The sequence below is a fragment of the Microbacterium sp. p3-SID336 genome (assembly GCF_025143365.1).
In the GTDB taxonomy this organism is placed as follows: domain Bacteria; phylum Actinomycetota; class Actinomycetes; order Actinomycetales; family Microbacteriaceae; genus Microbacterium.
Genome location: NZ_JALXPE010000007.1, coordinates 16139 through 29453, shown reverse-complemented (window position 1 = coordinate 29453; position 13315 = coordinate 16139). Strand labels below are relative to the sequence as shown.

Sequence of the window (13315 nt, the reverse complement as noted above, 5' to 3'; positions counted from 1 at the left end):
CAGCCTCACTGCCCTCCTGCCGCGAGTCGCAAGAACCGGAGCGGCAGCGCCACCAGACGACACGCCCTCGTTCTCGGTGAACGTCACCCCGGCGATGCCGCCGTCACCGTTCGTGCGCCCGCGCGCGGACACGGCGCCAGTCCGGGCCGTCCTGCATCACCCAGCCCTCGAGCGCCAGCAGCCCGAGCAGGGAACGCACCCGGTCCGGGGGCAACCCGGCGCGCTTCGCGATCTCCCGCGGCGACCGCGACACCCGCCCGCTCATCGCGGCCAGCACCCGCTCGCCGTCCGCGCCCGCACCCGCGGCCGAATGCTCGGACGCGTCGGCGAAGCCCAGCAGCTCCTTCACGTCGGCGACGCTCGTGACGCACACCGCGCCGTACTCCCGCAGCAGCCGATGGCAGCCCGCCGAGGATGCGGACGTGACCGGTCCGGGCACCGCACCGAGTGGTCGCCCCAGAGTGGCGGCGTGACCGGCGGTGTTCAGCGAACCGCTCCGCCACCCCGCCTCCACGACGACCGTCGCTGCACCGAGCGCGGCGATGAGCCTGTTGCGTGCGAGGAATCGCCACCGGGTCGGCGCGGCACCGCACGGCGGTTCACTCACCACGGCGCCCTCCACCGCGATACGCCGCAACAGCTCCTGATGCCCCGCCGGGTACGCCCGATCGACCCCGCCGGCGAGGAACGCGACGGTGTCGCCCCCCACGCCGAGTGCCGCACGGTGCGCAACGCCGTCGATGCCGTACGCGCCCCCTGAGACGACCACGATGCCCGCGGCGGCGAGGTCGCCCGCAAGGTCCGAGGCGACGCGTTCGCCGTAGCCGCTGGCCGCTCGCGCACCGACGACCGAGACGCGAGCGGGCGCCGCCAGCAGTTCCGCCCGTCCGCGCACCCACAGCGCCGAAGGCGCGCCCGCGCCCAGGTCGGCCAGGCTGTCCGGCCAGAAGGCGTCGCCGGGGACGAGGAGCTGCGCACCGACCCGCTCCGCATCGATGAGCGCACGCAGAACGGCCGCGGGGTCTGCACGGGGCTTCCACCGACGCCGCGCTTCCGCGAGCGCGCGGACGGCACCGGCGCTGCGCACCTCCGGCGACGGTGCCCCGCCGGCGCCCTCCAGCGCGTATCGCAGAGCGTCCACGGCACCGAACTCCTGCAGGAGCACCCCGGCCACGGCGTCTCCCGGCTCCGCGATGACCGTCCACGCCACCCGTGCCACGACATCGCTGAGGTTCTCCTCCTGGCCACCGCGCATCCGCCGTGTGATCTCGACGAGGTCGGTGTTGCGGAGCAGCGCGCGGATCACGACGAGAACCCCTTTCGCAGCAGGAGCGCACAGCCGATGTCGCTCTCGTCGGGCCGATCACGCGATGAGAGGTCAGCCATGGTCCACGCCACCCGCAGCGCCCTGTCGTAACCCCGCAGCGTGAGCACTCCCCTCTCGAGCGCCCGGTCCAACGCAGCTCGCTCCGTGCGGGGCACCTGCAGCGCGCCCTGCCGCAGCACCGTTCCCGGCACGTCCGCGTTGCGCCGCCAAGGAGTCCCTCGCCACCGCGACACGGCTCTCTCCCGTGCAGCGCACACGCGGGCGCGGGCCTCGGCGGTCGTCGTCGTCGAAGCGCCGTCTCGCATCGCCTGCCGGGCCGACACCCGGGCGACCTGGAGGTCGATGTCGACGCGGTCGCGGAGCGGGCCGGACAGCCGTGAGGCATAACGGCGGACCGCACTGGGAGGACATACGCAGCCCCCTGCCGGACTGCCGTGGTTGCCGCACGGACAGGGGTTCATCGCCAGAAGAAGCTGGAACCGGGCCGGGAATCGAGCCGTGAACCCGGACCGATGCACGTCGATGAAGCCGGCTTCCAGCGGCTGTCGCAGCGCGTCGAGGGCGACGCGGGAGAACTCCGCCGCCTCGTCGAGGAAGAGCACGCCGCGATGCGCTCGCGCGATCGCGCCCGGGCGCGCGGTCCGCGAGCCACCGCCGACCAGCGCGGCGACCGAGGCGCTGTGATGCGGCGAGACGAGAGGCGGTCGGGTGTCCAGACCGAGAACCGCCTCACCGCTGAGCGACCGGATCGAAGCCACCTCGATCGCCTCGTGTTCGTCGAGGGGCGGCAGGATGCCAGGCAGCCGCGCGGCGAGCATCGATTTCCCCGCTCCAGGAGGGCCGCACAGCAGCATGTGATGCCCGCCCGCTGCCGCGACGATCAGCGCCTCGACCGCCTCCTCCTGGCCGACGACGTCGCGCAGGTCGTGCGCGGCCGATGGTGCCGCCAACGCCTCGGGCTCACGCACGGCTTCCACGTCGGGCACCTCGGCATCGGCGCCGTGCCAGACGGCGACCTCGGCGAGCGAGCCGGCGCCACGCACATCGACGCCCGGCACCAGTCGCGCCTCCGCCTCGTTGGCTCGCGGCACGATCACGCGCTCGAAGCCGGCGCGGGCCGCGGCGAACACCGCGGGGAGGATACCGGACACCGGGCGGATCCGACCGTCCAACCCGAGCTCTCCGAGATGAACCGTCCCCCGAACGGCTCGGGAAGGCACCGTCCCTCCTGCGGCGAGACTCGCAACCGCGATCGCGAGGTCGAAAGCCGAACCGTGCTTGGGCAGGCTGGCGGGCGAGAGGTTCACGGTCAGCCGCCGCCGCGGCAGCTCTAAGCCGGAGTTCTGGCACGCGTTGTGCACGCGCTGCACCGCCTCGCCGAGCGACTTGTCCGGCAGCCCGATGATCCGGAACTCAGGTGTCTGATTCGAGAGGTCCGCCTCGACCTCCACGAGATGCCCCTGGGGACCGGTGAGGGCGACCGCCCAGGTCCGCGCCGTGCTCACGCGATGTCCTCGAGGTGCTCCACGCTGGCTGTGCGCGCCTCGGCGCCCACGACGCCGACGGCCTCCAGGCGTATCGCTCGCCCGTTCGCGACCTCAGGATGCGCGGCTCGCCAGGCGTACGCGAGCTGCCACAGCCGGCGTCGCTTCCTCTCGTCGATCGCCTCGAACGGGTGGCCGAACGCCGCCGACCGCCGCGTCTTCACCTCGACGATCGAGAGGCGGTCCTGTCGAATCGCGACGATGTCGATCTCGCCCTGCGGACATCTCCAGTTCCGGTCCACGACGATGTACCCGCGCTGCGTGAGGTAGTCCGCCGCACGCTGCTCTCCTGCTCTCCCGAGCTGATCCTTGGCTGCCATCTGCCGAGGATCGCCCAGCCTCCGGACGTTTCCAGCTGTCCAGACGGCGGATGTACGGCTCTTCGGAGGAGGTCAGCGCATCCACGCCCTGTGCAGGACGAGCGAACGGGCAGAAATCCGCGCCGCGGTCGCCGGCGGGGACGCGGTCACTCGCCGTCGAGCGACAGCTCCTGCGGCAGCTCGAACTCGCGGCGCTGGAGCTCCTCGACGTTGACGTCCTTGAAGGTGAGCACGCGCACCGCCTTCACGAAGCGGTCAGCGCGGTAGATGTCCCACACCCACACATCGCTCATCGAGATCTCGAAGTAGAAGTCGTGCTCGGTGTCCCGACGGACGACGTTGACCTCGTTGGCGAGGTAGAACCGACGCTCGGTCTCGACCACGTACTGGAACTGCGAGACCACGTCGCGGTACTCGCGGAACAGCGCGAGCTCGAGTTCGCGGTCGTAGTCGTCGAAGGCTTCCTCATCCATGATGAGTCCATCCTAGGGTCGGCGGCGCCAGGTCGCGGCATCCGCCGCCTGGGTCAGAACAGGGTCGGCGCGTCGGCGATGGCCCACGACGAACGGTGGAACGGCGACAGGCCGAGTGCACGGATGGCTTCTCGATGCTCGGGGCTCGCGTAGCCCTTGTTCCTGTCCCACTGGTAGTCGCGGTGCTGCTCATGGAGGTCGGTCATCAACGTGTCACGAGCGACCTTCGCGATCACCGACGCCGCGGAGACCGAGGCGCAGTCGCGGTCCGCCTTGATGACCGGCTGGACGCGCAACGGCACCGGGTGCACGCGGGAGACGTAGTCGTGATTGCCATCGAGCAGCACGAGAGCCTGCTCCACGACGGCGCCCTGGTCCACCACGGCCTGCACGGCCCGCGACGCGGCGAGGCCGAGCGCCCGCATGATGCCCACCTCGTCGATCTCCTGAGACGTGGCCCAGCCCACGGCGGAGGCCTGTACCCACGCGGCGGCGCGCGCCGCCACCTCCGGACGCCTCTTCTCGGACACGAGCTTCGAGTCGCGAAGCCCCTCCGGCACACGGCGTCTGGCGCCCTTGGCATCCATGACCGCGGCGCCGACGGCGACCGGGCCGGCGAGGGCGCCCCTCCCCACCTCGTCCAGCGCGATGATCAGGTCGCACTCCCCCAGGAGGCGGCGCTCCAGGGTGAGGCGGGGCGTGATGACGGTCATTCGGGGTCCGGGACGCCGTTGAAGATCTCGTGGTGGCCATCGATCGTGCCCAGGCGATCCAGCGGCCAGGTCGTGAGGAAGGCCTTGCCGACGATGTTGCCGAGCGGGACGAAGCCGCCGCTGGGGAGCTCCTGATGCGCACGGGAATCCCGCGAGCGATCGCGGTTGTCGCCGAGGAGCCACACCGAGTCCTCGGGCACGACGACGTCGAACGGCTCATTCGACGCCGCGGTGTCGCCCTCCGGGAGGTTCAGGTAGCTCGACTCGTCGACCGGCGAGCCGTTGATCGTGATCTGTCCGAGTGCGTTGCAGCACACCACATGGTCGCCGGCGACACCGATCACGCGCTTCACCAGGTGGTCCTGGGAGTCGGTCGCCGAGATGCCGACGAAGTTCAGCACCCAGTCGACCGCCTGGATGAGCGGCGGCTGCGCGGGCGTCTGCGGCACGGCTTCGAGCCAACCGCCCGGATCCTTGAACACCACCACGTCGCCGCGCTCGTATCCCGTCCACCGCGGAGTCAGCTCGTCCACGAGGATGCGGTCATTGATGAGCAGAGTCCGCTCCATCGACGCGGACGGGATGTAGAACGACCTCACCACGAACGTCTTGATGACGAAGGACACGAGTGCGGCGATCAGAACAATGACCAGCACGTCTCGAAGGAAGACCAGGAACCCGCGGCGCCGTCTCGTCGGGCGTGCGGACGGGGAGTCAGTCATCTGGTTCCTTCTCGAGTGGTGCACCGCGTTCGCACGGCCGTTACAAGGGTCGCACACCGCGGGGGGAACGAAAGCACCCCGGGACATCGTGTCCCGGGGTGCTGTGGAGCGACTGCGACTTACTTGTCGCGCTTCTCCTTGATCTTCGCCTTCTTGCCGCGGAGCTCGCGCAGGTAGTAGAGCTTCGCGCGGCGCACGTCACCTCGGGTGACGACCTCGATGTGGTCGATCACCGGGGAGTGCACGGGGAAGGTGCGCTCGACGCCCACCTGGAAGCTGATCTTGCGGACCGTGAAGGTCTCGCGCACGCTGTCGCCCTGGCGGCCGATGACGACACCCTGGAAAACCTGGATACGGGAGCGGTTGCCCTCGGTGATGTTCACGTGCACCTTGACGGTGTCACCGGGGAAGAACTCGGGGATGTCGGAACGGAGCGAAGCCGCGTCGACGGCGTCGAGGATCTGCATGATCGTCTCTCTCTGCACTCGCCACAGGTCGGATGCATGATTTCGGAAGGAACAAGAACGGGTGTGTGCCGAACGGCGCTGATGCGTCCGCGGGCTCCCCTGAGGCAGAGCCGGTCACGGCACAAGGATTCATTCTGCCACGGATGGGGGTCGCCGCCAAAACGAGCGATCAGTCCCTGCCGTCGGTCTCCCTCACGACGATGACCTCATGGACCTCGGCACGAGGCGGCTGCTCCCCCGGTGCCGGGATGGTCGACCAGGCGATCGTCTCGCGGATGCGGGCTCCGCTGCCTCGCGCCTCGTTCCAGAGCTGCCAGAGCTGCAGCCACACCAGTGCGATCCCGACGACGATCGCCGCCGCCAGCAGCCAGCCGAACGCCCCGTCGATGAAGAAGCCGACGGCGATGGTGAGGCCGTGCCAGAGCCCGAAGCCGGCGACGTCCCACCACGACACGGCGCGCTCGGCGCGGACGGAGGGTCGCGATCGGGTGAGCAGGGTGAGAAGCAGCTGGCCGAGGAAGACGGACGGCATCGCGATGAGCAGCACCCAGAGGATTGCCCACCCGCCCTGGAACACACCCCAGCCGACGAGCAGCCACAGCGGCAGGACGAACGCGGCCGGCAGAAGCCAGCGGAAGAAGGCCTGTCGCAACCACATGCTGAAATCGTACGTCTCACCGACCACGCGCTGGTCGGTGTTCGCTCACAGCGCGCGGCTCCCGACCCCGCGCGCATCAGGGAGAATGGAAGGGACGAGAGGACACCCATGATCGAACTGCGCACCCCTGCCGAGATCGACGAGATGCGCGCGGCAGGACGGTTCGTCGCCGAGACCCTGGCGACGCTGCGCGACGAGACCAAGGTGGGCACCAACCTGCTGACGATCGATCGGCGGGCCCACGACATGATCCGCAAGGCCGGCGCCGAGTCGTGCTACATCGACTACCACCCGTCCTTCGGCGCGAGCCCCTTCGGGAAGGTCATCTGCACGTCGGTCAACGACGCGGTGCTGCACGGCCTCCCGCACGACTACACCCTTCGCGACGGCGACCTCGTGACGCTCGACTTCGCGGTGTCGGTCGACGGATGGGTCGCCGACTCCGCCGTCTCCTTCGTGGTCGGCACCCCGCGGGACGAGGACCTCCGCCTGATCGACACCACCGAGCGCGCGCTCACCGCGGCGATCGAAACTGCGGTGGTCGGCAACCGCATCGGCGACATCTCCGCGGCGATCGCGGCTGTCGCTCACGGTGAGGGCTACTCCATCAACACCGACTTCGGCGGCCACGGCGTCGGCCGCACCATGCACGGCGACCCGCACGTCGCGAACGACGGACGCGCGGGGCGCGGCTTCCCTCTGCGCGCGGGACTCGTCCTCGCGCTCGAGCCGTGGTTCCTCGCCACGACCGACGAGCTCGTGACCGATCCGGACGGCTGGACGCTGCGCAGCGTCGACGGCTCCCGCGGCGCGCACTCGGAGCACACCATCGCCATCACCGAGGACGGGCCCCTGATCCTGACCGACCGGTCGTTCCTGGGCGTCAGCTGACCTCGCGGAGCTCGCTCGCGCGCTCCCACGACGCCACGCCGCCCTCGACGACGGCGAAGAGGGGATGCGGCGGCGGGATCCGGATGCCCACGACTCGGGTCAGGAACTCCGGGCTCCGCACCGCGAGCTTCGCGCGCAGGTGATCCCACTCGTAGGAGAGCTGGCCGGTGGTCACCTCCATCCCCGGCACCGTTCGACCCTGCTGGCGGATCCGCGTGCGATCGAAGCGGTACCCCCTGTCGTCGGCCTCCTGAGCCACGGCTTCGAGATAGGCGCCGATCGTCGCCTCCGGCTCCGGCACCGCGCGGAACCGCTCCAACTGAGGGTGTCGCAGGTACCCCTTCGTGGCCCCGGCGAGCACGGCCTGTGCCAGCAGAGCCTCGCGCCAGCACGCCACGAGCCCCTGGCGATCGAGCAGACGCGGGTGCAGGGACCAGATCCTCATGCGCGGCGGTACCGGTACACGTCGGTGAGGTGCGGAAGGTCGAGCACCTCGCGATCACGGGTCTCCTCGGCCCCATCCAGCACAGCTTCCAGGGCTGCGAACAGGGCAGCGCGCTCCTCCGCAGGCGCGACGAGGAAGCTGCTGACCGTGCCCCACCGGCGCAGATAGTCCGCCCGCGTGATCTGCTCCGTCCAGCGCACCTCCGTGTGTGCCACGAGCTCGAAACCGGGGAGCTCGTCGGCGGATGCCGCCGTGTCGTCGACATCCGCCACGGCGGGATGGGCGATGCGGTGGCACGCGAGATCCCATGCACACGCCGGGTCAGCACGGTTCCAGATCAGACCGAGCGTGCCGCCGGAGACCAGCACGCGAGCGATCTCCGCAGACGCCGCATCGCGGTCGAACCAGTGGAAGGCCTGCGCGACGCAGACGGCGTCGACGGATGACGACTCCAGCGGAATGTCCTCCGCGGTCCCGGGTGCACCGTCGACTTCAGGAAGCTTGCGTCGAAGGACCTCGCGCATCATCGCGGAGGGCTCCACGGCGATCACGCGCGCCGCGCGGTCGATCAGAAGCTCGGTGAACTTCCCCGTACCGGCGCCGAGGTCGAGCACGGCTCCGACCGATTCGGGAAGGACGGCGTCCGCCGCCTGGCGGGGGAAGCCAGGGCGGAAGCGGTCGTACTCCTCCCCGATGCCGTCGAACGAACGAGCCAGTGCTTCCTCGACCATGCCTCGACGCTAACAGCCCGAGACGGCGTCGTCGTGCTGTGCGATCCTGGGGGCATGATCCCGCAGGACCGTCATGTGCCGGAGCGCGTCTTCCTGGTCAGGCACGGGCAGACCCTGTGGAACACGGAGCACCGTCTGCAGGGGCAGCTCGACTCGCCCCTGACCGCGGACGGCCGGGCACAGGCCGAGAGCGTGGCGCGACGGCTCGCCGCCGAGCCGATCGAGACGGTGTGCACGAGCCCGCGCGGTCGCGCCCGGACGACCGCGGAAATCATCGCCGACCGGCTCGGAGCGACCGTCGTGGAGATCCCGGAGCTCGCGGACGTGCACCACGGGGTGCTGGCCGGACTCACCTGGGACGAGGTGGACGAGCGTTACCCGTCCGCGCGACGTGAGCGGGCCGAGAACCGCTACGGCTGGGCCTTCCCCGGCGGGGAGAGCTACGCCCAGGCTCGCAGCCGTGCGCGCACGGCGCTCAGCGCGTGCGGTTGGCAGTCGAACGGCGTGCCCGTGCTGGTGACCCACGAGATGATCGGCCGGATGCTGCGCGCGGAGTTGCGCGGCCTGAACGCGGAGCACGCCCTCGCACTGCGTCATCCGCACGGGACGGTCCTGGAGATCGTCGGCGGCGCGGAGCGGATGCTCTGAGCCGCTAGAGCTCCTCGGAGCCGTCCGGCAGGAGGTCGGGCCGGCGTCGCCTCGTGCGCTCCCACTGCTGCTCCCGGCGCCAGGCGGCGATCGCGCCGTGGTTGCCGCTGAGAAGGACGTCCGGCACCGGGCGCTCGCGCCAGACGGCGGGCTTCGTGTACGAGGGGTATTCGAGCAGGCCGTCCTCGTGCGATTCCTCGACGAGGCTGTCCGGATTCCCGACCACACCGGGGATCAGCCGGCCGATCGCCTCGACCATCGCCATCGTGGCGACCTCTCCCCCGTTCAGCACGTAGTCTCCGAGGCTGATGAGCCGGACCTCGCCGAGCGTGCTCGCGTACTCGAAGACGCGCTCGTCGATGCCCTCGTAGCGCCCGCATCCGAACACCAGGTGCTCGCGCGTGGACAGTTCGCGCGCCGTGGCCTGGCTGAAGACCTCACCGGCCGGCGAAGGGAAGATGATGGTCGGTCGCGCGGATTCCTCGCTCGTGGTTGTTCCCACGAGCTCGTCGAGCGCGAGCGCCCAGGGTTCCGGTTTCATGACCATGCCGGCGCCACCGCCGTACGGGGTGTCGTCGACGGTGCGGTGACGGTCGTGCGTCCATTCACGCAGATCGTGCACACGGAGGTCGAGGATGCCGGCGCTCTGTGCCTTGCCGAGAAGGGACAGCGTCAGACCGTCGAAGTACGACGGGAAGATCGAGACGACGTCAATGCGCACCGGTGCCGCCTCAGCGTGCGTCGGTGTCGTCGGTGTCAGCGGAGCCCTCGGTGTCAGCGGAGCCTTCGGTGTCATCCGTCCCGTCCGGCAGTTCCTCGAACAGCCCGGGCGGCGGCGTCACGATCACGCGCCCGCCGGGAACGTCGACCGTCGGCACGATCGCCTCCACGAAGGGGACCATGACCTCCTGCTCCCCCGCCTTGACGATGAGCAGGTCCTGCGCCGGGAAGTGATCGACACGGACGACGCGACCGACGACCGCGTCGTCGCGCACCACGTCGAGCCCGACCAGCTGGTGGTCGAACCAGGCGTTCTCCTCGACCTCGTCCTCGTCCTGATCCATCCAGAGGATCGCCCGGACCAGGCTCTCGGCAGCGGTGCGGTCGTCCACGTCTTCGAAGAACACCACGGAGTTGCCGTTCATGACGCGGTACTCGCGAACGGTGATCTCCTTGCCGTGCCACGGAGATGCCTCGGGCACCTGCAACGTGAACACGGCACCGGGGGTGAATCGGCCCTCGGGGTTGTCTGTGTAGAGCTCCAGCTTCAGCGCGCCCTTCAGGCCGTGCGCCTTCACGAGGCGCCCCACGCGCAGCTGGTTCTTGCCCTGGATGCGGTCGTTCGGCACCACGTCAGTCGTCCGCGACGTCGACGCGGACCCGACGCCCGTCAGCGAGAGCGCTGACGAGAGTGCGAAGGGCCTTCGCGGTGCGGCCGCCGCGCCCGATCACGCGTCCACGGTCGTCGGGGTGCACGCGCACCTCGAGCAGGTCGCCTCGCGGCGACGTGGTTTCGTGGATGCGCACATCCTCCGGGTGATCGACGATCCCCTTGACGATGTGTTCGAGCGCGGCGGCGAGCACGACGGATTACTCGGCGTCGGCGGCGGGAGCCTCAGAGGCCTCCGCGTCGGCCTCGGCGGCGGGAGCCTCCTCTGCGGGAGCCTCCTCCTTCTTCTCCGCCTTGGGCTTGATGACCGACTTCTTCGAGGAGTCCGCCTCGAAGGCGGTCTTCTCGCCGGCGACCTTGAGGGTGGACTTCGCGTCCTTGTCGCCCTTGAAGATGCCCCAGTCGCCCGTGATCTTGAGGATGGCGGTGACCTGCTCGGTCGGCTGGGCGCCGACGGACAGCCAGTACTGGGCGCGCTCGGAGTCGACCTCGATGAACGAGGGCTCCTCGGTCGGGTGGTACTTGCCGATCTCCTCGATCACGCGACCGTCGCGCTTGGTGCGCGAGTCGGCGACGACGATGCGGTAGTAAGGCGCGCGGATCTTGCCCAGGCGCTTGAGACGAATCTTGACAGCCACGATTCTCCTGAATGGTGTGGAAGGAAACGAACCGGTCGCCTGGAGCGTGGGGTGCACACCCGGCGGAAGCTCAAATGAGGAGGACGGGTGCTGGATAGAGGGTCGAGCACGTCGTCCGACCCTCCATTCTGCCAGATCGCGCGCTCGGCGCGAAACCCGGCGACACGGCGTTGCGGTCGGACCCCGGCACCGTGTCAGACTGTCGACGTGCAGCTCGACTTCGCCGCTTCGGCCCGCTCCACCGTCGGTCTCGAATGGGAGATCATGCTCGCCGATCCCGACACCGGTGATCTCGTCGGCCGCGCCCCCGAGCTGCTGGCGGCCCTGGAGGCGGAGAGCGAGGACGAGCGGCACACGGTCACCGGCGAGCTGCTCACCAACACGATCGAGGTGACGAGCGGCATCGGCGACTCGGTCGCCCATGCCGTCGATGACATCGCCAATGCGATCGCCGCCGTCCGCACCGCGACCGATCCCGCAGGCATCGAGCTGCTGTCCGCGGGGAGCCACCCCTTCGCGCAGTGGTACGACCAGAGCGTGACGGACAAGACGCGCTACCACACGCTCATCGAGCGCACGCAGTGGTGGGGCCGCAACATGATGATCTGGGGCATCCACGTGCACGTGGGCGTGGACGAGCAGCGCAAGGTGTTCCCCATCATCAACGCGCTGTCGGCGTACCTCCCGCACCTGCAGGCCCTGTCGGCGTCGAGCCCGTTCTGGGCGGGAGAGCGCACGGGGTACGCGTCCAACCGCGCCCTGGTGTTCCAGCAGCTTCCGACCGCCGGCCTCCCCTGGCCGCTGCGCGACTGGTCCGAGTTCGAGCGGTACCTCGACGACATGGTGCGCACGGGGGTCATGGCGGACGCGACCGAGGTGCGGTGGGACATCCGCCCGGCGCCGCGATGGGGCACGATCGAGGTGCGCGCGTGCGACGGCCTCTCCACGCTGTCGGAGATGGCCGCGGTCGCCGCCCTCGTGCAGGTACTGGTGGAGCACTTCTCGCGGCTGTTGGACGAGGGAGCGGCGCTGCCGGATCTCCCCGCGTGGTACCACCGCGAGAACAAGTGGCGCGCCGCCCGCTACGGCCTGGACGCGCGCGTGATCGTCGACACGATCGGCACGCAGCGTCCCGTGCGCGAGCATCTGACCGAGAAGCTGGAGGAGCTGGCGCCGGTGGCGGTCGAGCTCGGTTGCGGCCGCGAGTTCGCCAGCATCGGGTCGATCCTGGACGGCGGCGCCAGCTACGCGCGACAGCTCGCGGTGGCGGACGCGACCGACGGGGATCTCCGGGCGGTCGTGCAGCACCTGATCCGAGAGTTCCGCACCGGGCCCGAGTCCTCCATCGAAGGCGAGTGAGCGCGCCGGCCGCTCCTACTCCTCGACGAGCCGCCTGGCGAGTCCCTCATCCAGGACGACGTCGGTGATGAGCTCAGCCGCGATCGCTGCGCGCAGGCTCGCGAGCTTGGGCACGCCCGAGACGACGCACACCCGTCGCGGGACCCGGCGCAGGCGGTCGAGCCCGGGGCCGGTGGCCCGCGCGTTGACCCGGATGTCACGCCAGGAGCCGTCCGCCCGGAAGAACACGGTCGCCACGTCGCCGATCGCGTGGTCCTCGCGAAGGCTGCGGTAGTCCTCTCTGCCCAGATACCCGCCGACGTAGACGCGACTCGGCACCTCCGCGGCAGGTGAGCCGAGGCTGAACACGGCGATGTCCATCTTGGCCTGCAGGTCCAGCACGCGCCGGGTGCTGCGCTCGCGCCACATCGCCTCCCGCGTGGCGGGGTCGTCGAAGAAGGCCGGGACAGGGAACTGCTGCACCTGTGCACCGAAGGCGCTGCCGAACCGCTGCAGGATGTCACTGGAGTACTCCACACCGCTGGTCTGGGTGTTGCCGGCGCCGTTGAGCTGCACGAAGGTCGTGTTGTGCGTCTCCTTCTGCGTGAGTCCCCGGCTCACCGCGCTGATCGTCGACCCCCACGCGACCCCGACGATCATGTTCGAGTCGACGAACTGCGACAGGAGCCGCCCGGCCGTGAGAGCCACGCGCTCGAGCCGCTCGACCTCGCTGACGATCTCCGCCATGGGCACGACGTGGGCGACGACCCGGTACTGGTCGCGGATGCGCTGCTCGAGCATCCCCAGGCGCTCCAGCGGCGAGTTGATCCGGATGTCGACGAGTCCGCTCTCCCTGGCGAAGCTGAGCAGGCGGGAGACCGAGGAACGCGAGGTGCCGAGCTCCTTCGCGATGACCTCCATGGTCTTGTCCTGCATGTAGTAGAGCTGTGCGGCGGTGAGCGCCGCGATCAGCTTGCTGTCGCGGGATTGCGCGCTGGGACCTGCCATCT

General features: G+C 69.9%; 18 protein-coding genes. 3 read left to right on the top strand and 15 right to left on the bottom strand.

What is annotated here, in order from left to right; all coding sequences use genetic code 11:
• Positions 1 to 103 precede the first annotated feature (103 nt).
• From dprA to M3C17_RS03270, 8 genes are all read right to left on the bottom strand, one after another.
• The gene (gene dprA, locus M3C17_RS03305) at positions 104 to 1306 is read right to left on the bottom strand and encodes a DNA-processing protein DprA (RefSeq protein WP_259976216.1); all 1203 of its coding nucleotides are present in this window, start codon (positions 1304 to 1306) and stop codon (positions 104 to 106) included.
• A complete protein-coding gene (locus tag M3C17_RS03300) occupies positions 1303 to 2832 on the bottom strand; it encodes a YifB family Mg chelatase-like AAA ATPase (protein WP_259976215.1) in 1530 nt (509 codons plus the stop codon). The genes dprA and M3C17_RS03300 overlap by 4 nt, the downstream gene beginning before the upstream one ends.
• Entirely contained in the window at positions 2829 to 3191 is a 363-nt protein-coding gene (locus M3C17_RS03295; protein ID WP_259976214.1) for a YraN family protein, read from the bottom strand. Before M3C17_RS03295 ends, M3C17_RS03300 begins: the two co-directional genes overlap by 4 nt.
• 146 nt (positions 3192 to 3337) lie before the next feature.
• Positions 3338 to 3664, bottom strand: a complete 327-nt coding sequence (locus M3C17_RS03290) for a DUF2469 family protein (RefSeq protein WP_017204525.1) — start codon at positions 3662 to 3664, stop codon at positions 3338 to 3340.
• Positions 3665 to 3717: 53 nt separating this feature from the next.
• The gene (locus M3C17_RS03285) at positions 3718 to 4377 is read right to left on the bottom strand and encodes a ribonuclease HII (protein WP_259976213.1); all 660 of its coding nucleotides are present in this window, start codon (positions 4375 to 4377) and stop codon (positions 3718 to 3720) included.
• Entirely contained in the window at positions 4374 to 5099 is a 726-nt protein-coding gene (lepB, locus tag M3C17_RS03280; protein WP_259976212.1) for a signal peptidase I, read from the bottom strand. The genes M3C17_RS03285 and lepB overlap by 4 nt, the downstream gene beginning before the upstream one ends.
• A 119-nt stretch (positions 5100 to 5218) precedes the next feature.
• Positions 5219 to 5566: a 50S ribosomal protein L19 gene (gene rplS, locus M3C17_RS03275; protein ID WP_259976211.1), complete on the bottom strand. Its 348-nt coding sequence runs from the start codon at positions 5564 to 5566 to the stop codon at positions 5219 to 5221.
• 169 nt (positions 5567 to 5735) lie between these two features.
• Positions 5736 to 6224, bottom strand: a complete 489-nt coding sequence (locus M3C17_RS03270) for an MFS transporter permease (RefSeq protein WP_259976210.1) — start codon at positions 6222 to 6224, stop codon at positions 5736 to 5738.
• 108 nt (positions 6225 to 6332) lie between these two features.
• On the opposite strand from M3C17_RS03270, the gene map reads away from it, so the two are divergent.
• A complete protein-coding gene (map, locus tag M3C17_RS03265; protein ID WP_259976209.1) occupies positions 6333 to 7115 on the top strand; it encodes a type I methionyl aminopeptidase in 783 nt (260 codons plus the stop codon).
• Here map and M3C17_RS03260 read toward each other — a convergent pair.
• Together M3C17_RS03260 and M3C17_RS03255 are read right to left on the bottom strand one after the other, a co-directional pair.
• On the bottom strand, positions 7108 to 7560 hold the full coding sequence (locus M3C17_RS03260) for a pyrimidine dimer DNA glycosylase/endonuclease V (RefSeq protein ID WP_259976208.1): 453 nt from the start codon (positions 7558 to 7560) through the stop codon (positions 7108 to 7110). The genes map and M3C17_RS03260 overlap by 8 nt on opposite strands.
• Positions 7557 to 8291 carry a class I SAM-dependent methyltransferase gene (locus M3C17_RS03255; RefSeq protein WP_259976207.1) on the bottom strand — a complete coding sequence of 245 codons (735 nt, stop codon included), beginning with the start codon at positions 8289 to 8291 and terminating at the stop codon, positions 7557 to 7559. The genes M3C17_RS03260 and M3C17_RS03255 overlap by 4 nt, the downstream gene beginning before the upstream one ends.
• Positions 8292 to 8345: 54 nt before the next feature.
• Between M3C17_RS03255 and M3C17_RS03250 the strand changes: the two genes are divergently transcribed.
• A complete protein-coding gene (locus tag M3C17_RS03250) occupies positions 8346 to 8939 on the top strand; it encodes a histidine phosphatase family protein (protein WP_259976206.1) in 594 nt (197 codons plus the stop codon).
• Between the two features lie 4 nt (positions 8940 to 8943).
• Here M3C17_RS03250 and trmD read toward each other — a convergent pair whose 3' ends face one another.
• Genes trmD through rpsP form a run of 4 tightly spaced genes read right to left on the bottom strand, consistent with a single transcriptional unit; the run spans position 8944 to position 10967 of the window.
• A complete protein-coding gene (gene trmD, locus M3C17_RS03245; protein WP_259976205.1) occupies positions 8944 to 9660 on the bottom strand; it encodes a tRNA (guanosine(37)-N1)-methyltransferase TrmD in 717 nt (238 codons plus the stop codon).
• 10 nt (positions 9661 to 9670) lie between these two features.
• Entirely contained in the window at positions 9671 to 10291 is a 621-nt protein-coding gene (gene rimM, locus M3C17_RS03240; protein ID WP_259976204.1) for a ribosome maturation factor RimM, read from the bottom strand.
• A 1-nt stretch (position 10292) separates the two neighbouring features.
• Positions 10293 to 10523, bottom strand: coding sequence for an RNA-binding protein (locus M3C17_RS03235; protein ID WP_259976203.1), 231 nt, complete (start codon positions 10521 to 10523; stop codon positions 10293 to 10295).
• A gap of 6 nt (positions 10524 to 10529) precedes the next feature.
• On the bottom strand, positions 10530 to 10967 hold the full coding sequence (gene rpsP / locus M3C17_RS03230; RefSeq protein ID WP_259976202.1) for a 30S ribosomal protein S16: 438 nt from the start codon (positions 10965 to 10967) through the stop codon (positions 10530 to 10532).
• A gap of 207 nt (positions 10968 to 11174) precedes the next feature.
• On the opposite strand from rpsP, the gene M3C17_RS03225 reads away from it, so the two are divergent.
• Entirely contained in the window at positions 11175 to 12326 is a 1152-nt protein-coding gene (locus tag M3C17_RS03225) for a glutamate--cysteine ligase (protein WP_259976201.1), read from the top strand.
• A 15-nt stretch (positions 12327 to 12341) separates the two neighbouring features.
• On the opposite strand, the gene M3C17_RS03220 is transcribed toward M3C17_RS03225, so the two are convergent.
• Entirely contained in the window at positions 12342 to 13313 is a 972-nt protein-coding gene (locus M3C17_RS03220) for a sugar-binding transcriptional regulator (protein ID WP_259976200.1), read from the bottom strand.
• Between the last annotated feature and the right edge of the window lie 2 nt (positions 13314 to 13315).